We start from the raw sequence: 21028 nt of genomic DNA, 5'->3' as shown, positions 1-21028 counted from the left end.
GCACCCTTAAGGGTGCGGGTTTTTACATCCCCGTGTTGGAGAGAGCAGGAGCGCAGAGGGTCCTGCATTGGCTTCAAAGGTGGTGTGGGTTTTGGTCAATACGAGGCAGTACCAAGAGGAATTCGAGGAGAAATATTTATCTCCCCTAGCTAGCAAAAGCAGAAATTCGGTCGGCCGAGTGGTGCCAGAGGAGGAGTGTTCCCTGCGGACAGCCTTCCAGCGGGATCGGGACCGGATTATTCACTGTAATGCTTTTCGTCGATTGAAACACAAGACCCAGGTGTTTATCTCACCGGAGGGGGATCACTACCGGACACGACTTACCCACACCCTGGAGGTGGCTCAGATTAGTCGTACCGTTGCCCGGGCCCTTTGGCTAAATGAGGATCTTACAGAGGCCATCGCCTTAGGCCATGACCTTGGTCACACCCCCTTTGGCCATGGGGGGGAACGTACACTAGATCAGCTTTACCCCTCTGGGTTTAGACATAATGAACAGAGTTTGCGGGTGGTGGATGTCTTAGAAAGTAGTCTAGGAAGAACAGGGCTAAACCTCACTTGGGAGGTACGGGACGGCATTGCCTGCCATACAGGACCGAAAATGCCGGCCACCCTGGAGGGTGAGATCGTCCGGATTTGCGATCGGATTGCCTATGTTAATCATGATCTGGAAGATGCGGTTCGGGCTGGGCTGATTCAACCAAAGGATCTTCCATCGAATTGCAATATTCCCCGAGGACAGCGGATTAATGCCATGGTCAAGGATCTGGTGGAATACAGCTATGGTAAGCAGAGGATCAGCATGAGTCCCGAAGTGAGCCAGGCCACCGCGTCCCTCAGACAGTTTCTCTTTGAACGGGTGTACTTGGATGCGGTAGCGAAGGTCGAGGAAAGAAAGGTTGAAGGACTGCTGAGCCAACTCTATGAATACTATGTAATGAACCCCGAAACGGCAAAGGGACATATAGATATTGAAGAAGATGATCCCCAGCTTTTAGCTAAAGACTATATTGCTGGAATGACGGACCGCTATGCGCTCTGTGAATACCAACGCTTGTTTTTGCCCGGGCGTTGGGAGGGAAGATAACCCAATGAAAAGACGACTCGGTCTATGGGTCTAAGCCTATCTGACCCTGAGTTTTAGGGGAAGCACGGGAATGGAACCCCAGATGGCTTGGATAAGGATCAATGGAGAAAAACCTTTGTTCGGTAAGCAGGATATAGTCTAAGCATGGCGAATGTAGACATACTGTTAGGTATCATTAGGAAGGTAGGTGTTGTTTGTTGGTTCCCCTCCTCACAAAAGAGGTAATCGAGGAGGTCCGCGTCCGTAATGATATTGTCGATATAATTTCCGGTTATGTTGATTTAAAACAAAGCGGCAAGAATCACCTTGGACTTTGTCCCTTTCACTCAGAAAGAACGCCGTCTTTTACTGTATCGGCAGAGAAGCAGCTGTATTATTGTTTTGGCTGTGGAGCCGGTGGAAATGTCTTTAACTTTATCATGGACATTGAAAACCTAGAGTTTGTCGATGCTGTTAAGTTTTTAGCCACCCGTGTTGGTGTCACCATAGAGCAATGGTCCTCACCGGAAAGCCAAAAACAGCTGCGTAAAAGGGAAGTCGCCTATGCCGCAAATGAAGTGGCCTGTGAGTTCTATGTCCGCTGCCTTGGGGAGACCAAGCGTGCCCAGCCGGCTAGGGATTATCTAGCTAAAAGGGGACTCAGCCCGAAGGTTGTGGAGGACTTTCAGTTAGGGTATGCCCCGGCGGGCTTCGGGGTTTTGAAGGGAGCCTTGGGGCGTACGGGCATAGACGAGCAAACAGCTGTTGAAGCGGGTCTGCTTATTACCTCTAGTAAGCATGGTCGGACCTACGATCGATTTCGTCATCGGATCATGTTTCCGATCTGGAATCCCCAAGGCAGGATCATAGGATTTGGCGGTCGTATTCTTGATGGTGATGGTCCTAAGTATCTTAATTCTCCTGAGTCTCCGATTTTTAGTAAGAAGGAGAACCTTTATGGGTTACACTTAGCCCGGGCCAGTATTCGTAGGGAAAAACGGGTAGTAGTAGTGGAAGGCTACATGGACTGTATTAGCTTACATCAAGTTGGTATTACCAATGTGGTGGCATCACTAGGTACTGCTTTTACTAGAGAACACGCCCGACTCCTTGCCAAGGAGTCCAGGGAGGTTGTTATTGCCTATGATGCAGATACCGCCGGGATTGCAGCCACGTTACGGAGTCTGGATATCCTAGCAGAGCAAGGGCTTAGGGTCTTGGTTATGAGCCTGCCTTTAGGTGAGGATCCGGATAGTTTTATTCAGTCTAGAGGGGTTGAAGGTTGGAAGGAGCTTGAAGGAAATGCTCTTTCACTCCTAGATTTCAAGATTCATGCAGGACTACAGGGTGTAGACAAGGAGGATAGTAATTGGCAGATCCATGGCACCCAAGCGATACTACCGATTCTTCTTGATATAGAGAGCCCGGTGGTGCTGGAGACCTACCTCGGAAAGGTCAGTACCCTGCTTGACCTACCGACAGACGTACTTCGGGCTGAGGTGGACAGGCATAAACAAGGACAAAGACGAACTAGGCGGCGTCGGCATATAACTGGAAAAGCGGGATATAATAGTAAAGATCAGGAGCCGAACGTAGCAAACAATAGGTATCTTGCGGAACGAAGACTATTGCAGTGGGTATTGCTCCATCCTGACTACCTTGAAATTGTTCGGACGGAAATTACGGAAGAATATTTTGCATGTCCGGCTTTTCGCAGGATATATTGTGTGCTTCTCGAAAACAATTATGGTAGTAGTACTAGGATAGATCAGATTTACGATTTAGTCCAGGACGATGAAGTGCGCAAGACTTTAGGGTTCTTGCTGAACCTATCGGCGGATAATTTGCCGGATTTACAGGATTGTATCAATAGAACACGGGAGCTTTACTATCGACGTTGGTTAAGCAGCTTAGAGAAAAGGCTCAAGAATCTAGATCGCAATGCTGCTGACTATCTTGAAGAGTTGGCGGATTTGCTAATACAGTATAGAGAATGCAAGGAATCATTGGTGCAATGGAAAAAGTAACAGATAACCCCATTAAGCTTATTGAGAAAGGAGGGAGGCAAAAGTGAAAAAGGACTTGACAGATATCAAAGGTTTGAAGACCTTAATTGTTGAAGGTAAGTCGGCTGGAGAATTAAGCTATAAGCAAATTATGGATACATTGCAGGATGTGGACCTCGATCCGGATCAAATCGATGAAGTCTACCAAATGATGGAAAAAGAAGGTATTAATATCATTTCTGCCGATGGTGAAACAGCTGATGTATCTGAGAATGGCAAAGATGACGGTGACGAAGAGCTGGAACTGTCGGTGCCGGATACGGTAGATCTCGATGATCCGGTACGGATGTATCTAAAGGAGATCGGTCGGATTCCCTTATTAGTTGCCGAAGAGGAAGTGGTGTTGGCTAAGCGGATTGAGCAAGGGGATGAGAGTGCCAAAAGAGAATTGGCCGAGGCAAATCTGCGCTTGGTGGTGAGTATTGCCAAACGGTATGTGGGCCGTGGGATGCTTTTTCTCGACCTGATCCAAGAGGGAAACATGGGCTTAATGAAAGCCGTCGAAAAGTTTGACTATCGTAAGGGATACAAGTTTAGCACCTATGCCACATGGTGGATCCGCCAGGCAATTACTAGAGCAATAGCTGATCAGGCCCGTACCATTCGGATTCCGGTACACATGGTAGAGACGATAAATAAGCTGAATCGGGTACAGCGAGAGTTGCTACAAGAGTTAGGGCGGGATCCAACACCTGAGGAGATAGGTGATATTATGGGTCTTTCTGGAGAACGGGTCCGAGAGATTATGAAGATTGCGCAGGAACCAGTGTCTTTGGAAACGCCAATTGGCGAAGAGGAAGACAGTCACTTGGGTGACTTTATTGAAGACCAAGATGCGTTAGCGCCTGCAGAGGCCGCATCCTTCCAAATGCTACGAGAACAGCTAGAAGACGTTCTGGATGGCTTGACGGAAAGAGAGGAAAAAGTTCTCAGACTCCGGTTTGGAATTGATGACGGCAGAACGCGTACTCTAGAAGAAGTGGGGAAGAAATTTGGTGTCACCAGGGAACGGATCCGTCAGATTGAGGCGAAGGCGCTGCGTAAATTGCGGCATCCGAGTCGTAGCAAGAAGCTGAAAGACTTTCTTGAGTAAGGTTAATCTCTTAGGGGATTGACCTAGCAGCTCTTCTTTTGTATAATTAGAGTCGGATCGTTCCCCGGTAGCTCAACGGTAGAGCACCCGGCTGTTAACCGGGTGGTTGTAGGTTCGAATCCCACCCGGGGAGCCAAGGGCCCTTAGCTCAGCGGCAGAGCAGTGGACTCATAATCCATTGGTCGCTGGTTCGAACCCAGCAGGGCCCACCAAACTTCTTCTCTTACTATCTCACTCAGACATTTCCAGGGTAGCATATTTGTCAATGAACCCGTTCTTGATACTTCAAAGGCGACCTTTCTATAAAAAAAAGGAGGCGCTTACGCTACCTCCTTCATTACAGACGTTACTGATGAGTTCTAGGCTTCATCAGTGGCCGCTATTTGACTTGCATGGTGAGATTCCCCGCGTTCAATGATGATGTAGACCGCGGAGTCAATGGTGCGGTTAGGGATTGCATGTAACTTGCCCTCGTCATCCATTATCTTCGTTTTTCTGATGGTGATCTCCTCAATATACCCTTCGATGTTTCCTGACCTGATCCGATAGCCAACTTTGAAGTCTTTATCGGAAATGAGGAAGATGCCGGCCAATAGGTCTTGGGTTACATTGGAGAACCCCGTGGCCAGGGCCATGGCTACCAACGCGATAGACCCACCTAAGGCCAAGGAGATTTCTGTTAGTCCCATCACGTTGAAAACAGCCGCGAAAATAATGATCCAACTTACCGTACTGATAATGGACAATACCAGTGAGGTTAGAGTCGGATCAATCCGACTGAGGGACAATGCTTCGCCGATTACCTTCTTGATTAGCTGTGTAACCAGGTATAGGACAATTAAGGTAAGCGCAGCAGTAGGTATTCTGTGTAGATAAGGTAGGGCAGATTCCCATAGGGCTTGCATATATAGACTCCTTCCAGTTGAAGTAACAAGAATACTGAAGTGTTCTTCATCGACGCCCTGAATCCTTCTTGACAACATTCAAACATGCAGGAAAGATTCAGGAAAGATGAAATAGGGTGGAAGATTGGTCAGACAAATGAGATCTTTGGGCGCGGATGTCTCCAAGTGAACAGACGGTTTGAAGCAGAATGTGGGTGAAGACACTATCGCATTATTAACCTAACGTATTCCATCATGATCTTGTCGAATTGCTGAGATAACTTCTGAACCCTAGGATCTTGATGATTGCCCCCAGCTTGGCTTAATGCATTCTCCAACTGCTGACGAATTCTTTCAAGCTCGCGCCTTTTTTGTGCTTTTAGTGTCTCCATGGAGCACTCCTTTGAGAATATAGTCAGCGACCGAAAGTGTCAAATTTAGAAACGAGTCATAAGAGTGTCTATAGGGATAATTATAAGATTCGCTGCTTAGACTTAAGGCTCCTGCAGGGGTTATATGGAAAAAGTGGTAACGGATGTCTTCGGCTTTATCCATCAAGGTGTAAGATGGGAGATCTAATCATAGATGCGTTCGGTTACTCCATTATAGCATGAGAAAAACTCATTGCCCCATTTGAAGGCGGTAATGCCGTAGAGCATACTGCTCCAGTCAATCGCTGCCAAATGTCGGGGGTACCAAGCTCGTCCTGGACAGAAACGAGATAAACCGTACTTATATGCATGGTTAAACAGGGGATCACTGGTGTTGCCATGTGTTTGAATGTATTCATGCATACGAAAGAGGTCAAAAACGCCCTCCGGGTAGACGGGAAGGAACCCGGCAACGATATACGGGGACACTGTAAGGGTAGGATTATTGCCAATGGTATCTGCCTGGTAGTATTCCTGGTAGTTAACGCCGGCGCCGTGTCCCCATATATAGGGGGGCAGGTCATGGTTACGCCAATCTGCCTTGTCTGCCAAGGCAATATTGCGCAAGATTCCTTGGTAACAGGGACTAGTTGTGTAGTCGTTGATTAAGTAGAAGGGAAACTGATAAACAAAGGATGATGGGATTCCCTGGGGCATACCGAGAAGCTTCTTGCCGTATCGTCTATGTATAGGCATCCTGTTGAGTCGTACATCGCGGAAAAGGTTCTGCCATAGAAGACTGCCTTTAGGGTGAACGTGGGCTGTGATATAAGCCAGTATGGAGTACTCGTTAAAAGGACAAATGGGTTCAGCACCCTTTCCATCCTCCATAGACATATAGAAAACTCCTGAATCGCCATCGGCAATGGCTGCCCTCCAATCAATTGAATGGAAGATCTTCCGGGTAAGACGGATCATTGCTGGATCTTGGAAGTAGTTGCAGGCGAAAACGGCACCACAAATGAAAAGGGCTGTGTCAACCGTGGAGAATTCTGCGTTCATTCTGCATTCACCGGTAGCAACATCGAACCAGTGGCGGAAATACCCGGTATCCGGGTCCCTTTCGGGCCGACACGGCCCCTTCTCATGTGCCATAGTCTGCAATGTCGTCATGGCTTTCCCGGCGGCGTTTTTCTCCCAACCGGCATAGTCGGCAATGGCTAACCCGATTAATCCTACGCCATTGGCGGCAACAGAACAGGGGATTTGCTCTTGCTTACGGACTACATAGGCATCCCGATACATGCCCGTAGGCTCAAACCGCAAGTCATCGATCAACTTGTAGGCACTCCAATGCTGTTCATCCAAGAAGTCTTTGATCTGGAAAGGTAGTGTATTATAGTTTCTGTCGCCCAAAGCTCTAAGCATAGAGGCACCTCGGCTGTTGTCATTAGCATCATATTGAACATCTGCTGTTGTTTCTCCTGCTGATTTGCGTTAGCACAATCTGCCTATTGTGTCATTCATCTAGCGGTAGGTCTTAGACGGTGATGGCAGCTTTTTCTGTATAGGTAGTGCCGGCATTTGTGCAATAACGGATGACTGCTATCGAAAAAATTACTTGCCATAGAATCCTTGAAGTGGTATAATACTTATACAATTCAATATCATCCACGCATGCCGAATGTCAGTCACTGACAACGGGGGACCCGGTTAATTGGGGTGAGGCTTAGTTTTACTAAGCGGGGCTAACCTTTCAGCCCTAACCCGACAGCTAACCTCGTAGGCGCCGGAAAGGAGGCGTGTGGTACGTTTTCGGACCACGTAGCCTTTGTACGTGGTCTTTTTTTGTGTAGATTAAGTAAGAGGAGGATTCCATATGAAAGTAGAGAGAATTCTCAGTGAACTTGAAAAAGCAAGGGGACAATTGGAGAATGCACGGCGACAAGCGGAAGAGAAAACAATGAAAAGCGCAGTCAAGGAGTATGAACGGTTGTTCAATCAGTATTTGCGTATAGTTGGCATCACTGAGGACTAGTTTTGTTTTGTTGCCACGGTAAGCTGGTCGATGCTTGAAATAATGGCGGTTGTCCCGCTTCTGTTGATCTTAGGGTGCTTTCCGAGCACCCTAATCCTACGCCCCGTAGCTCACATAGGAGTTTTACATTATTTCGTCCCACTGGTCAATATACGCGAAAACCCCGCGACGCATATGCGAAAACAAACTGTGGTGAAAGATTTCCATCGGCTGAACTCCTAAGGGCACTATGGCCCAAATAGGTGATAGAGTATCCTGAGTTTCACCTCAAACGGCACAAATCTAATCTCTTATTGGCAGGATTATTCCGGAAGAAAATAGAAATAACAAACACAAATGCCAAAAAGCGGGGGATGATTTTGAAAAAGACCATACTGCTTGCTAGTCTCATCTCGTTAATGCTTGGTGCCTTTGCTTATGCCGAAACCTTAGAGGATTACGTCGGGACAGGTATGGAGGATTACCGCTGGAACTTGACTTCTCATACTAAGCTAGACAATGGTGTTGATGCTTATTTCCTTGATCTGTCCTCCGGTAGGTGGCAGAATATTGTCTGGAACCATCGGCTAAGGGTGCTTGTACCACCAGGAAAACCAACCGGCGCGATCGTCTTTGTTACCGGGAGTGGCTCGGGAACAGCTGAGCTGCAATGGTTATCGGAGGCGGCAGTGGTTACCCGACAGGTAGTCGTTATTCTACACGATGTTCCCAACCAGCCCCTTTTTGGTGGGATGAAAGAAGATGAACTACTGGCTTTCACATGGACTCAATTTCTAAAGACCAAGGATACCACTTGGCTATGTCATTTACCAATGACCCGGGCGGTGGTCAGAGCGATGGATGCTGTAGATGAGTTTGCCTTAGGGCAACTAGGGCGTAAACCGAAGGGATATATGGTCTGCGGTGGATCTAAACGGGGATGGACCACCTGGTTAACTGCAGCGGTGGATCAGCGGATCTTAGGTATTACCCCTGCTGTGTACGATAACCTCAATTTACCTGCCCAACTAGAGCATCAAATAGCAGCTTGGGGAGATTATAGCTTTAAGATAAGCGATTACACTTCTCTTAATCTGCACGAGATCGTAGACACCCCTGAAGGACAGATTCTGGTGAGTATTGTGGACCCCTATGCCTACAGAGAGAAAATCAGTGTACCGAAGCTAATAGTCAACGGTACAAACGACCCCTACTGGCCTGTGGACGCAATCCATTGTTACGTGGATGATCTTGTGGGTGACACCTATTTCCTCTATGTACCTAATGCAGGCCATGATCTCGGGGGAGATCCGAGGGTAATCATTCCCACACTAGCTGCCTTTACCCAAAGCGTGTTGGTAGGGGATCTCCAATTACCTAAGCTAGCATGGGAGATCCAAGAGGTGGGCAATCAGATCCAATTTCAGGTACATTCGGACCAGCGGGTGAAGGAAGGGAAGTTCTGGTTAAGTATTAGCAGTAATAGGGATTTTCGCAACACAAATTGGATGAGTGTCAACGCCCAGACAAATGATCGGGATGTGTATCATGAGTTTTACAAAGTGAAGGATCCCCTGGCTGTCTATGGGGAGCTTACCTATGAGACGCCCTGGGGTAGTTTCATCCTGTGTACACCTGTTTACGTATTTGAATGAATGTGAGGTAATACCGTGAGGATTAGTGATATAGCTACGAAACTGGAGTCGTTGGCGCCCATTTCCTATGCAGAGAAATGGGATAATGTGGGACTACTCATTGGTGATCCCAGAACGCCGGTCGAAAGACTCCTTGTGACCTTGGATGTAGATGCAGACTCGGTACAGTATGCAATCGAGCAGGGTTGTTCCTTGATCATAGCCCATCATCCTTTGATCTTTAAGCCGATACCCAGGATCAACCAAGCAACAGAGCTTGGTCGACTTATATCAGTACTGCTCAAACATGATATTGGAGTATATGTGGCCCATACTAACATGGACGCTGCGAGGGAAGGACTAGGACACTGGGTCGCCGAGCTGTACCATCTTCAGAACGTGAGGATTCTAAGTACCACTCAAAACCAGAATCTGTATAAGATTGTCGTTTATGTCCCCGTAGGCAGCGAAGATAAAGTAAGGGACGCCTTAATAAAGGGTGGCGCAGGACATATTGGAGACTACAGTCATTGTACCTTTCAAGTTCTTGGGACTGGCACCTTCCTCCCCTTGGAAGGTACCAGTCCCTACATTGGTTCTGTTGGGTCCTTAGAAAGGGTGGATGAACTACGCCTGGAAACCATTGTCCCTGGTCATCATCTTCACCGGGCTTTATCCTTAATGATGGCTGCTCATCCTTATGAGGAAGTAGCCTATGATGTATACAAATTGGAGAACCGTGCTGAAGTTGGCATAGGTCGTATTGGTCATCTACCAAAGGAGATGACTCTTAGGGAACTGGCTGAGTACACCGAGGAGATGTTGCACACAACGGTCCGGGTGAGCGGCCAACTAGAACGGCCCATTAACAAGGTAGCCATATGTCCAGGAAGCGGCGGGAACCTTGTGCATACCGCAGGATCCAAGGGTGCTGATGTTTTTGTTACCGGTGATATCAAATACCATGAGGCGTTAGAAGCACAAGCTAGGGGTCTAGCCTTAATCGATGCTGGGCATCGGGCCACGGAACTACCCTTTGTGGAGCGAGTAGCCTGCTATCTTCAAGATGAGGCAATCTCCGTTTACCACTACGTTCCAAAGGAGCGTAGTGTGCTTCAAACACTGACCATGGCTTCTGATCTAACTGATAATCAATAGTCAGATTAGGTGGTTCCTGCTGGAACTCGAGGACTGTCTATTGATGGTTCTATGATTTTTGACATAGGAATAGACTATATGCTACAATGCAGGTGATGATACAGGAATACGCCCTGAGTAAACTGGGTGATCGCGCGTTAAGCGAGGAAAGTCCGGGCTCCATAGGGCATGGTGCTGGGTAACGCCCAGTGAGGGTGACCTCAAGGATAGTGCCACAGAAAGCAGACCGCCCCTTGTAGGGGTAAGGGTGAAAAGGTGCGGTAAGAGCGCACCAGCGATTAGGTGACTAATCGGCTTGGTAAACCCCACCAGGAGAAAGACCAAATAGGAGGGAGCAAAGACGGTGGCCCGCCGATCCCTCGGGTTAGGTCGCTAGAGGAACCAGGTAACTGGTTCCCAAGATGGATGATCATCCTAGACAGAACCCGGCTTATAGGTTTACTCAAGGATTTGACCCCGGAGAGATCCGGGGTTTTCCTATTTCCCCGCCCTTAGGTTCATCATTGTTCTGTTTTGTGGAGTCTGTGAGTAGAATTAGGTGATGGACTCTTACAAAAAGGGTGATCCTAGTGTTGCGCAGACTAATCTCTAGATTCCTCCCAACGAAAGGTGCCCCATCGGGGCAGAGCTTCCTTGGCGGTTCATTGGTGCTTACCTTAAGTGGTTTCATTAACCGAGTCATTGGATTTGTCTATTCTGCCTGCATTATTCGCTGGGCAGGCGGTGAGGCGATGGGCTTATATCGAATGGCAGCTCCGGTTTATGTCACATTGTTTACCTTGGCCACGGCGGGAATTCCCTATGCACTATCGGTGCGGGTAGCGGAGGAGTTTGCCACAAATAATCCGGCAAAGGCCCATCGATTACTCAGTAAATGTCTAAGAATTACCTTAACTACCAGCCTTCTTTCTATCGTCGGTCTGTGGGTTGCCTTAGGTCCCTTCTCCAAGATAGCCTTTAGTGATCCCCGGGCCGGTAAGGTAGCTTGGACCCTGGCGCCTTGCTTGGTAATCGGACCCGTAGCGACTCTCCTTGAAGGATATTTTGAAGGACGCAAGCTGATGCTTAGTCTTGGGTTTGCCCAGGTAATGGAGCAGCTTACCTTTGCCGGAGTCACCTTGGGTTTAGTGTATTTCTCCAGAGGAGCCGATACTGTCTTTGCTGCTCAAGCCATCGCCATCGGCATGTTTGCTAGCTGGATTGTTCTTGCACTTATTCTGAGTATGATGTACTTGATCGATCGGAAAGCCACCTTGACCAAAGGAGTGATTCAATCTGTATCCTTGGACCGGGTCGTGAAGTTGGCGTGGCCGGTAGCCGTAGGGAAATTGGTGAGTTCAGCCAGTTTGACCTTTAACCTACTCCTAATCCCGGCAAGACTGCAGTTCTCCGGACTTTCCGTACCCCAAGCCACTGAGCAATTCGGCTTACTGATGGGTGTTGCCATTCCCCTTGTGTTTCTGCCAAATATCATTAGCTTCTCCCTATCTCGGAACTTGGTGCCAAGCATTTCTGCTGCCTGTGCGAAAGGGGACTGGGCCATGGTTCAGTACCGGATCAAGTCGTCACTTGAGACTAGCATTGTCACGGGCTTACCTTTTGTGGCGGCCTTGGTGAGTCTTGCGAGACCAATCTGTCAGCTAGTCTATGCTCAGCCCGAAGCGGCAATGATTGCCGCAATTGTTGCCTTAGGTGGTCCCTTCGCGTATTTAAGACAGACATCCCAAGGTATCCTCGAAGGTTTGGGCAAACCCGGGATTTCCTTGCGCAACTACATGTGTGGTCTAGGTGCCGATACCCTGGCTGTTTACTTTCTCGCGGCTTCCCCTCTGGGGATCCGGGGGGCGGCGATGGCTTCAGTGATCAACTTTACGGTGGGCGCTGTATTAAACTTGATTAGCATTAACCGAATTTGCTCCTTAGGGCTGAACTGGGTGGGGGCGGTGTTAGCCCCATCCCTTGCAGCTGCAGCCGCAGGGATTGCGGGTCTTCTGGTATTCTCCCTACTTAAAGAGAGCCTGCTTCCAGGTTTGATCGTGGCGGGTATTACGATTATTCTTACGTATCTGCTTTTGTTACTTGCTACGGCCTCCGGACAAAATATGTATCGACGTCTATTGGCCATCGGCCCCTTTAACCGTTAGAGCTTCCTGACAACCCGTACCACTAAAGGAGCGGCATAGTAATGTTCCCTAATCCAAACGCAAAGGAAACCGAAGATGACGAACAATATCGTAAGGAGGGTAGTCCTTTGTGTGAACAGGTAATGACCAAGGGAATAACCTACTAGACCGAGCACCATTGGGAAAAACAACACAAAGGCCAATCTCGGCAATACGGTAGTTCCCGGCAGTTCTATCAATACCCGATCTCCCGGTTTGGCACCGGTGGTATCAAGCACTGGAGTCAAGGTTACGGTGCTTGGACAACCACTGCATTCCTGACAGTTGTGTCCACAGGCTTCTAACCGTTCTCCCCGTACTAGCAACTGCCCTTCGGCAAGTTGTTTGACCACGACAGCTTTCTGCTTCACGATAAAACCCCTTCTTGATGTCCTCAAGATGATTCTAACACCGAGGGTGTCCTTTGGCAATGGAAGCTACAAACCTTTTGATCACGTAGGTATTTGTGTTATATTAAGAACGGCAAAACCCATATTTCATGTTCGGTTTGGAACAAATAGCCAGTACCATTGTCTCGGTTGTAATTTGCCCTTGTAGACCATGGGATGTAGTCCCGGGCGGCAGAGATCTGCAAAGACGGTGATTAAGGTGGAAGCTGCGATATTGTACGTGATCCTTGAAGGGCTCCAACTGTGGGTAGTTAACGGGCTGCTCGTTATGGTATACAGGAAGAGTGGCTTTGGTGAGAGTTGCAGTTTTTCCTTCCTCCAACGCGCTTCCCTATTTAACAGTTAATTAACATCTCTATGCTACAATGGAACGTGCTGTTAGTGATTCTGTTCTATCAACGGGACTTAGGTTTAGATAAACGTAGGGTTTGCGGTAACGGAGTAAAGGATTATGCTGCACACCTCTTCTTCCTCCAGCATATTAATGTAGTTAAGAAGGATAATGGGGGGATGAAGATGAATTTCCGTAATTTCACAGGCTTGCCCTCTTTATTAGTTGGAGCAGCAATCCTTACCGGCACCCTCGTTGCTCAGGGAATACTCGGTGCCTTTGGTGCATTGCTCTCCTTTGTGGTGAGCATCCTTTCTATGCTACGCTTCATCGGAATGGTGATCTTGGTTTTTGGTCTAATCCGAATGACATTTGCGGCACTCAGACGTAATAGCAGAAAGGGTTTCTGGTAATACTTGGTGAATACCAAGGTTTGAGCAGGAGTATTTTAGTTAAGACGGAATATTATCTTGATGGAAGGGATGCCATTAATGTGGACAGAGCGTTTTGAGGAAATTGGTAAACTAGATTACCATCAGTTTAGGACGCGCCTTGATCAGGTGATGGGCCGGGTGGCTGAGCGTGGTGTTTGCGTGACTGTTGCCGACGATGAATTGGACAAGCCTATGGCCATTATTCTTAACTTCGAGGACTTCCTAGAATTGATTGATGATCTCGAAGCAATAAGTGCGATGGTTGGCACAATGGATCTTGCTGATGGAGGGGTCTCACTGGATGAGGTCCTCGAAGAACTGGCTAAGGATGAAGAATAGATGGTCTTTATGGCTCATCTTCAGTGATCAGCTTCCGGTCCGTAGTTTGAAAAAAGAGGTGGGGAAGCTTGGAAGAGAAGATTATCGTATCACGTCCTAAGAAGCGACGTAAAAACTCACAACTCGGCCTATTACTATTCGTAGTAGCCTTTCTTGTTGCCATCGTTGTAGGCACCTATTACTTCTTCAAACCCAAGGAAGAGGATTTTCTTCTCGAATACTACTCCTACGCCGTAGTAGAAACCAGGGATTTCACTGAGACCTTTAGCGTAGTAGGAAGTCTCCAGCCCCGTAAGGTTAAGGAGATTCATACGTTGGCGGAAGGGGTCATTGGTCAGATATTGGTGCAAGAGGGCCAGGATGTTTTCGCGGGTGAGCCGATCTTGGTTATGGAGTCAGCAAGACTCCTGAAGCAGCGGGATGAAGGATTACGAAAGCTAAATCAGATGGAGTTCGAATTGGCCACAGCCCAATATGATGCGGAAGCGGACCTGCTTTTGGCTGAACAGGCCCTACGTGATGGGGAACAAAAAGTCATCGATGCTCAGGAAAAGATAGATCTGTTACAGCAACTCTTTCAGTACGGCACCATATCCGAAAAGGAAGTCCAAGATGCCCAAAAAGCTCTTGGAGAGGCCCAACGCAATCTAGAGCAGGCCACAAAGCAACTAGAGGTAAAGACGCGAAGGGCTGAAGCAAGCATTGACAATGCCGAGGTAAACGTGAAGATTGCCGAGACGGAGCTGGAGCAGATAGAACGAGCAATTGAGGGCCTAATGGTCTACGCACCGATAGACGGTCGGATCCTAGGCTTGGAAGTCAGTCTGAACCAAGAGGTGCCAGCCAACAAAATAATCGGTCGAATTGCGGATGTGACGGACCAGATTGTTGAAATTAAGGTTACCAGCACCCAAGCTGATCGTCTATCTGAAGGACAGACTTGTAGTATCGCTGTTGGCTCGGCGTTACTATCCGGTCATATTACCTACATCGCTCCCTCTGCTGATACCAAAGGGGAGAGCCCCACGGTGGTTGTACGGGTGGAGATTGACGGTTCAGCCGAGGAGTTGCGTCCCGGTAGTAGTGCCATTGTGGATATCCATGTCAGGAACCATCCCAACAGCCTATGCCTACCCCGGGGGCCCTATCTAGTGAGTGGTCAGAGAATGTTTGTCTACGTGCTCCAAGGGGATAAGGCGCTTAGAAAGGATGTACGCCTCGGGATTATGGAGGGCAACTATGTTCAGGTTTTGGAGGGTATCGAAGCAGGGGAGAAAGTAATTACCAGCTCCTATGATGAATATAGACAGTATGAGGAGATTTTGGTAAATCCCGAAGGAGGGCGCATGCAATGATCAGACTTGATTCGGTAAGCAAGTGCTACTATCGTGGTGAGGTGGAAGTGAGAGCTCTCTCGGAGGTAGATTTGTCGATCCAAAGGGGCGAATTCCTATCGGTAATGGGTCCTTCGGGATCGGGTAAATCCACCCTGTTGCATATACTTGGTGGCCTTGACCAACCAACAAGTGGTGCCTATTTGCTGGAGGATGTTGATATTACGGAGCTAAGTGACAAGGAGCTTTCCAGAATCCGCAATCGCCATTTCGGTTTCATTTTCCAAGGGTACAATCTTTTTCCCGAGTTAAGTGCCCTGGAAAATGTGGAAGTGCCGATGATGTATGCTGGAAAACCTAAAGGCGAATCGGCCAAGCGGGCACAGGAACTCCTGGATATGATGGGGCTTGCCCACAGGTTCCATCACTATCCAAATCAGTTGTCCGGTGGTGAACAACAGCGGGTGGCGATCGCTCGGGCTTTGGCCAATGATCCCACGCTAATTCTAGCCGATGAACCCACAGGTAATCTAGCAAGTGATCAGGGTGATGAGATTCTGCGGTTGTTGCAGAAACTCAATGACGGTGGTGCTACTATCGTGTTAGTGACCCATGATCCTTGGGCCGGATCCTTCGGTAAACGGTTGATCCGACTTAAGGATGGACAGATTGCCCAAGATGCACCAATTACCCGGCGGTTTGCTCCCGAATTCATTCTCCAGGATTTTGCTCAATAATAAATTGATCGGAGGTTTGTCCTATGCGACGTATGATCCTTCCATTACTATTTGTTTTTATTTGTGCTACTACAATAACCTTTGCTGAAACCTTAGAACTCAAGGTGGCTGACGCTATTGACATTGCCCTGGAGAACAATCTTGATTTACGAGTCCTCAGGCTTGACTGTGATTGGGCTCAAAGGGAAGTGGAGCGGGCGCGGATCGTGGACGATGAGCAGATGTATATTGCTGCTATAGAGAGTTTGCAGAAGGTTACAGAGCAATATACCCAACAGAGAGCATCTATCTCCCGGAAAGTTGTATCCGACTACTATAAGCTGTTGCAATCGGAACTGACGGTGACCAAGTCCTTAGATAGCGTTAATCAAGCAAAGATCAACTTAGAGAAAGAGCGGGTTCGGTATAATGCCGGTCTTATTCCCCAGATTGCCTTGCTCCGGGCAGAGAACCAGATTGCCCTAGCCCAAAGTGCCTACATAAACGCTGAACATAACCTGGAGACAGAGTATCTTCAGTTTAGGCAACTGCTTGGTTTGCCCTTTGACCAGAAAATCCTCTTGGCGGAATTCATTGAACCACATTTTGAGCCCATTAGTGTTTCCTTTGATGAAGCCTATGATTGTGCCCTTGCTGTCAGTAAGGAGTTAAAGGCCGCCCAAGAGGCAGTGGATACTGCAAGGGTCAATGTCTCAAACCTGGATAATGAGTATACGCCCCGGGTTAAGCTCGAGGAGGCCCAGCTTCAATTGGAGAAAGCCATACTGAACCTGGAGAAGGTGAACCAGTCACTCTATTTCCAGGTACGTTCTGCCTTCTGGTCCTTGAAGAATGGCGAGCAAGATATTGAGGCCAAGCAGCGGGAATTGGTACTGGCCGAAAAAGAGTTAGGTTCGGCGAAAGCAAAGTATCAAGCGGGTTTGTTAAGCGATGAGGAATTTGCTCAGGAAGAGCAAAGGTATAACGATGCCGAACGTGCCTTGAAGGAGGCAAAATGGGCTCACAGCCAGGGAAGCCACGATTTCCTCGAACTTATTGGGGTAACCAAGCCGGTTTGGAGTGAGGAACAGGATGCGTCGGATACTGTTGTTGCTAGTTAGTTTGGCACTTTTTGTGACAAGTTGGTCTGTCAGTGCGGTAGAGCCTGTAGCCTTGTCTGAAGCAGTCCAGTTAGCTTTGCAGCGGAACAAGGAGTTACAGTTATTCTATCGGCAGTGGGAACTGTCCCAACGAAAAATCGATGCCGAACGAATTTTGCCTGTGGTGCAGTTTCAGAGTACACCGATTGCCGTTGGTCCCTCGGGCCTAGGCATTCCAAAAGGACAGCTGTCTTTGCGATTACCATTGGGCGAGCACGGTAGTGTGCAAGGGCAGATTGCCTTTCAAGTAGAAGAAAGGATACAGTACCATCCTTCCGCTGAGCTCAGTGTAGACTACGCTTTGTTTCGTGCTGCCAAGAAGCCCGATGCGGCTACAGATGACGCATCGCTTACTAAGACGCGAAATGAGGTTATTCAGCAAGTTTACCGTGTTTTCGTAGAGTACGAGAGGGCGGACCGGGAATTGGTTTTTCGTAGAAAGATGCTCGAATACCACCAAGATGAAAAGACCGGTATGCTCTTAACCAGCGCTGAGTCAAGCAAGCTCTTTAGCATTTTGCAGGAGATTGAAAAAACTACAACTACGATTGCTACATTGGAACTCCAAAAGAAAAAGGCCCAGGAGGATTTGATGCAATTGCTGGATCTGGGGGATATTTACCCGGCTAGTCTAGATCCAGGGTTTGTTCCAGTCAGCCTTGATCAACAGCAAATGATGGAAAGGGCTATACAACATAGCTCCACCCGATCTGCTGCACAAGAAGCACTGGATGCTGCTATGAGCAAGCTACAAGAGCTACAAAGGACCAAAGGCTGGGATCTCAATCTATCCTTGGGCTGTTCTTGGGAACCCCAAAGCACCGACTATGGGCTGTACCTAACCGCGACTTCTGCGCTGTATCCCACAAGGGGCCTTGAAATCGAAGAGGCAGAACTAGCAGTGGAAAATGCACAGTTGAGTCTCCAAAGGGCCACGTTCAGTGTAGAGCAAGAGACTGTAAGTTTGTTTAGGCAGCTTTCTTTACTAGAGGATACCGTACAACGATTAGAAGAGCGGCTAGCCAACACACAGACAGAACTACACAAACTTCAGCGCCAATTTGAGGCGGGAATGATCACCGAATTAACATTGCGGGGGGTTCAGCTTAACCTAGAGGAGCTTGCGTTGCAGATTCGGTCTACACAGCATGATCATCAGCTTTTGCAGCTGGAGCTTCTTCACAAATGTGGGTTTTCTCTGGAAGAGGAAGTTAAAGGACGGTGAGTATCTTGCAGCTAAAGAACCAGCTATGGTGGGCTTGGCGCCAGTCCCGACGCCGCTTTTTTGAGTCACTACTGATTGTCCTCGCCATTGGTCTAGGGGTTGGTGTGATTATCGCTGTGTTGTCAATGTTTTCTTTGATAGCCCTTCAGGAACAGTCTATGTGGGAGAGGGGCTATTTCCGCACGTTTCAGGTCTCTCAACAACGGGAAATCCGGGACTACGAAGCACCATTGTCCCCGGTAGTTCCGGTGGAATATAAAGAGCCCGTCAACATAAAATTGGAGGATTTGACTCAGTTCAAACAGCTCCTGCCCGAAGGGTACCTAGCTTTCATGGAGATGAGAACAGCCCTCCCGTGTCCGCTACTGCCGGAGTCAGAGGAGGCTCTACCGGAGGAGATGAGGTTTAGAGGGCCAGAGAATTCGATTGAGATCCTGGAGATGACTGTGGATGTACCGGCCTTCTATGGCTATGAGTTGATTGCCGGCCAGTGGTTTTTGGAGGAAGATGTGGAAGCACGGAACAACGTAGCAGTGATTGGAGATAAGCTTGCTCGGCGCGTGTTTGGGGAACAGGATCCCGTAGGACAGCTTCTTCCCCTATTGAGGTATGATGACAAAGAGATGTCGTTTACTATTATCGGGGTGGTAAAAGGCCATGAGGAGGACTACGGAGAGGATCATTGGCGGTACTGGGAAGACCCCGGGCAATGGCTCATGGTCCCCTTAGAGTCCATTTATCCAGAGGGCGTATCCTTTGGCAGGGACTGGTTTACTGTGGGGGTACAACCAGGCATAGACATAGGCCAAGCATACTATAACATTCGCAGAGCAGCCCAGCTTTATTTCGGTGACCAAATGGTCGTGGAAGGGGCCTACCTAAGCTGGGAAGAAGGAAAGAAACATACTAGGTTTATTGCGCGAGTAATTGGCCTGTTTGCCTCAATGGGACTTCTGATCGCGGTGATCAATATTCTAAACCTACTCTTGGCCCGGGTACTACGGCGTACGCGACAGATCGGTATTTCCAAGGCGCTAGGTGCTAATGCTGCCTCGATTTTTACACAGTTTCTTTTGGAAGCTATGGTGTTAGGTGTGTTTGGAGCGGTGGCCGGTATTGGCTTTTCCCATGGGATGGTCCTACTATTACAAAGACTAGTCGGAAATGAGTTGGCAGTGGGCATAGGTGCCATGGGGATCGGCATTGCCATCGCGTTTGCTACGAGCCTTTTATTCGGAGCCTACCCAGCTTATCAGGCGTCCAAGACTGATCCTGTCGATGCATTACGGACCGAGTAAAGGAGGATGGGTATGCTGGAAGCTATTAGGTTTACCGGCAGGCTAATCAAACGCCGGCCCCTCAGGACCCTACTGACTATATTGGAGATTGCCTTAGGAACATGGATTATGATTATCGTGCTGAGTCTGAACTTCCAGGCCAAGGATCATCTTGCCCAGTCCAGGGATCAGTATGGTGAACACATGGCCTCGTTGAGAATGGTTTCGACAGAGCCAAGTGATTCAAGGACGCGGGAGGTCTCAGGTGGTATCGAATTCATCTCGATGCAAGCAGTGGATATGTCCGTTAACGAATTCAGACAAAGTGATCTGGAGTTACTGCGTCAAAGTAGCCCGCTCATTCAAGAGGTCTACGTTGAGAGATCGACATGGCACAGCATCGTGCAGCTTAATGAACAGGAGTATTACATCAAGACCATTGTTGGGACCACCCCTGATTATGCGAGGGCAGTCAACTTGCGGATTACCCAGGGACAGTTCTTTTTGGATGAGGACGTAAAGGCCCAGAACCGGGTAATACTCATTTCGGAGACGATAGCCAAGGGCCTTTTTGGTGATGTCTCTCCCATTGGCAAGAAGCTTAAGATGAGAAATTCCTACGATACTGAAGTCTTCGAATATGACATCATCGGGGTCTATGCCCCCTTTACCACCGTTCAGTCCCTTGTATTCTACATGGAACCTCATGGCATTGTTCCTTTGGGAACAGAGTACTTTACGCCAACACCTGCTAGGTCCCACCGAGAGGAGACCTTCTGGGAGGTTGTCATCCGAACCGATGGAAATATCCATGCGGCGGTGGATGATGCTCGTTTAATTATGAAGCAGCAGTATGGGGAAGACGTAGAGATAGAGGCAGACTATTTCAAAACACGCACAGAATACCTAAGCTCAACGATCAAAGACATGACCTTGTTCTTTGGCGGCTTTGCTTTTGTTGCCGTGATCGTCAGTGCCATTGGAATCTTGAGTATTATGCTAGTAAGTGTGGTAGAAAGGACAAAAGAGATTGGTTTGCGTCGCTGTCTTGGTGCTTCTAAGGGCTCGATAGCTTTGTGGGTGCTAACCGAGTCCTGCATGCTTACCCTATGGGGCAGCCTCTTGGGGCTATTGGTTGCAGCATTTTCCAGCCGCTATGTCCTTGAAGATCTTATTATGCGAGCTCTTTATGGTGGCCTGCCTATTGAGGGCGGGATGTATCCTCTAGCCGCGTTTGTGGCAGTAGTAATCATGCTTCTATCAGGAATTGTCTTTGGTCTATACCCCGCCTTGCAGGCAGCAAGGCTTACACCGGTGGAAGCTTTAAAGGAACAGGGTTAGGTTATCCTGC

At 48.4% G+C, this 21028-nt stretch carries 18 protein-coding genes, 2 tRNA genes, 1 other RNA gene and 1 riboswitch; of the genes, 18 read left to right on the top strand and 3 right to left on the bottom strand.

Annotation, left to right across the window (positions count from 1 at the left end):
• The first annotated feature begins 91 nt into the window (after positions 1-91).
• From M0Q40_06285 to M0Q40_06265, 5 genes are all read left to right on the top strand, one after another.
• On the top strand, positions 92-1087 hold the full coding sequence (locus M0Q40_06285) for a deoxyguanosinetriphosphate triphosphohydrolase (protein MCK9222216.1): 996 nt from the start codon (positions 92-94) through the stop codon (positions 1085-1087).
• Positions 1088-1281: 194 nt separating this feature from the next.
• Positions 1282-3093, top strand: a complete 1812-nt coding sequence (dnaG, locus tag M0Q40_06280; GenBank protein ID MCK9222215.1) for a DNA primase — start codon at positions 1282-1284, stop codon at positions 3091-3093.
• A 43-nt stretch (positions 3094-3136) separates the two neighbouring features.
• Complete coding sequence (gene rpoD / locus M0Q40_06275; protein ID MCK9222214.1) at positions 3137-4225, top strand: RNA polymerase sigma factor RpoD; 1089 nt, start codon at positions 3137-3139, stop codon at positions 4223-4225.
• Positions 4226-4286: 61 nt separating this feature from the next.
• Positions 4287-4361, top strand: a tRNA-Asn gene (locus M0Q40_06270).
• Between the two features lies 1 nt (position 4362).
• Positions 4363-4437, top strand: a tRNA-Ile gene (locus M0Q40_06265).
• A gap of 147 nt (positions 4438-4584) precedes the next feature.
• On the opposite strand, the gene M0Q40_06260 is transcribed toward M0Q40_06265, so the two are convergent.
• Both M0Q40_06260 and M0Q40_06255 read right to left on the bottom strand, forming a co-directional pair.
• Positions 4585-5130 carry a mechanosensitive ion channel family protein gene (locus tag M0Q40_06260; protein ID MCK9222213.1) on the bottom strand — a complete coding sequence of 182 codons (546 nt, stop codon included), beginning with the start codon at positions 5128-5130 and terminating at the stop codon, positions 4585-4587.
• 554 nt (positions 5131-5684) lie between these two features.
• Positions 5685-6908 (bottom strand): hypothetical protein, encoded by a 1224-nt coding sequence (locus M0Q40_06255; protein MCK9222212.1) that lies wholly within the window; start codon positions 6906-6908, stop codon positions 5685-5687.
• Between the two features lie 240 nt (positions 6909-7148).
• Positions 7149-7284, top strand: a riboswitch (cyclic di-AMP (ydaO/yuaA leader).
• Positions 7285-7359: 75 nt separating this feature from the next.
• On the opposite strand from M0Q40_06255, the gene M0Q40_06250 reads away from it, so the two are divergent.
• The 5 genes from M0Q40_06250 (at position 7360) to M0Q40_06230 (ending at position 12433) form a co-directional block, all read left to right on the top strand.
• Positions 7360-7518 carry a hypothetical protein gene (locus M0Q40_06250; GenBank protein MCK9222211.1) on the top strand — a complete coding sequence of 53 codons (159 nt, stop codon included), beginning with the start codon at positions 7360-7362 and terminating at the stop codon, positions 7516-7518.
• Between the two features lie 359 nt (positions 7519-7877).
• Entirely contained in the window at positions 7878-9152 is a 1275-nt protein-coding gene (locus M0Q40_06245) for a PhoPQ-activated pathogenicity-related family protein (protein ID MCK9222210.1), read from the top strand.
• Positions 9153-9167: 15 nt separating this feature from the next.
• Entirely contained in the window at positions 9168-10289 is a 1122-nt protein-coding gene (locus M0Q40_06240) for a Nif3-like dinuclear metal center hexameric protein (protein MCK9222209.1), read from the top strand.
• A 114-nt stretch (positions 10290-10403) separates the two neighbouring features.
• Positions 10404-10738: RNase P RNA component class A (gene rnpB, locus M0Q40_06235), an RNA gene on the top strand.
• Positions 10739-10861: 123 nt separating this feature from the next.
• Positions 10862-12433 carry a polysaccharide biosynthesis protein gene (locus tag M0Q40_06230; protein MCK9222208.1) on the top strand — a complete coding sequence of 524 codons (1572 nt, stop codon included), beginning with the start codon at positions 10862-10864 and terminating at the stop codon, positions 12431-12433.
• On the opposite strand, the gene M0Q40_06225 is transcribed toward M0Q40_06230, so the two are convergent.
• Entirely contained in the window at positions 12430-12822 is a 393-nt protein-coding gene (locus M0Q40_06225) for a SoxR reducing system RseC family protein (protein MCK9222207.1), read from the bottom strand. The genes M0Q40_06230 and M0Q40_06225 overlap by 4 nt on opposite strands.
• A 420-nt stretch (positions 12823-13242) precedes the next feature.
• On the opposite strand from M0Q40_06225, the gene M0Q40_06220 reads away from it, so the two are divergent.
• From M0Q40_06220 to M0Q40_06185, 8 genes are all read left to right on the top strand, one after another.
• Positions 13243-13605 (top strand): hypothetical protein, encoded by a 363-nt coding sequence (locus tag M0Q40_06220; GenBank protein MCK9222206.1) that lies wholly within the window; start codon positions 13243-13245, stop codon positions 13603-13605.
• A gap of 78 nt (positions 13606-13683) precedes the next feature.
• Complete coding sequence (locus M0Q40_06215) at positions 13684-13965, top strand: hypothetical protein (GenBank protein ID MCK9222205.1); 282 nt, start codon at positions 13684-13686, stop codon at positions 13963-13965.
• Between the two features lie 68 nt (positions 13966-14033).
• Positions 14034-15320, top strand: coding sequence for an efflux RND transporter periplasmic adaptor subunit (locus tag M0Q40_06210; GenBank protein MCK9222204.1), 1287 nt, complete (start codon positions 14034-14036; stop codon positions 15318-15320).
• Positions 15317-16036: an ABC transporter ATP-binding protein gene (locus M0Q40_06205; protein MCK9222203.1), complete on the top strand. Its 720-nt coding sequence runs from the start codon at positions 15317-15319 to the stop codon at positions 16034-16036. Before M0Q40_06210 ends, M0Q40_06205 begins: the two co-directional genes overlap by 4 nt.
• 23 nt (positions 16037-16059) lie before the next feature.
• Positions 16060-17136, top strand: a complete 1077-nt coding sequence (locus M0Q40_06200) for a TolC family protein (protein ID MCK9222202.1) — start codon at positions 16060-16062, stop codon at positions 17134-17136.
• Positions 17108-18400, top strand: a complete 1293-nt coding sequence (locus tag M0Q40_06195; protein MCK9222201.1) for a TolC family protein — start codon at positions 17108-17110, stop codon at positions 18398-18400. The genes M0Q40_06200 and M0Q40_06195 overlap by 29 nt, the downstream gene beginning before the upstream one ends.
• A complete protein-coding gene (locus M0Q40_06190; protein MCK9222200.1) occupies positions 18397-19698 on the top strand; it encodes an ABC transporter permease in 1302 nt (433 codons plus the stop codon). The genes M0Q40_06195 and M0Q40_06190 overlap by 4 nt, the downstream gene beginning before the upstream one ends.
• Before the next feature lie 12 nt (positions 19699-19710).
• Positions 19711-21018, top strand: a complete 1308-nt coding sequence (locus M0Q40_06185) for an ABC transporter permease (protein ID MCK9222199.1) — start codon at positions 19711-19713, stop codon at positions 21016-21018.
• The last annotated feature ends 10 nt before the right edge of the window (positions 21019-21028 follow it).

It is taken from the genome of Limnochordia bacterium (assembly GCA_023230925.1).
Taxonomy (GTDB): domain Bacteria; phylum Bacillota; class Limnochordia; order DUMW01; family DUMW01; genus JALNWK01.
The sequence above is the reverse complement of the archived record's forward strand: the minus strand, read 5'-3'. Positions and strand labels throughout refer to the sequence as shown.

What these genes read in the sequence shown, in the direction of transcription:
- M0Q40_06260 (MCK9222213.1), bottom strand. Translation starts at nt 5,130, where the DNA reads ATGCAAGCCCTATGGGAATCTGCCCTACCTTATCTACACAGAATACCT.
- M0Q40_06255 (MCK9222212.1), bottom strand. Translation starts at nt 6,908, where the DNA reads ATGCTTAGAGCTTTGGGCGACAGAAACTATAATACACTACCTTTCCAG.
- M0Q40_06250 (MCK9222211.1), top strand. Translation starts at nt 7,360, where the DNA reads ATGAAAGTAGAGAGAATTCTCAGTGAACTTGAAAAAGCAAGGGGACAA.
- M0Q40_06215 (MCK9222205.1), top strand. Translation starts at nt 13,684, where the DNA reads ATGTGGACAGAGCGTTTTGAGGAAATTGGTAAACTAGATTACCATCAG.
- M0Q40_06205 (MCK9222203.1), top strand. Translation starts at nt 15,317, where the DNA reads ATGATCAGACTTGATTCGGTAAGCAAGTGCTACTATCGTGGTGAGGTG.
- M0Q40_06200 (MCK9222202.1), top strand. Translation starts at nt 16,060, where the DNA reads ATGCGACGTATGATCCTTCCATTACTATTTGTTTTTATTTGTGCTACT.
- M0Q40_06195 (MCK9222201.1), top strand. Translation starts at nt 17,108, where the DNA reads ATGCGTCGGATACTGTTGTTGCTAGTTAGTTTGGCACTTTTTGTGACA.
- M0Q40_06185 (MCK9222199.1), top strand. Translation starts at nt 19,711, where the DNA reads ATGCTGGAAGCTATTAGGTTTACCGGCAGGCTAATCAAACGCCGGCCC.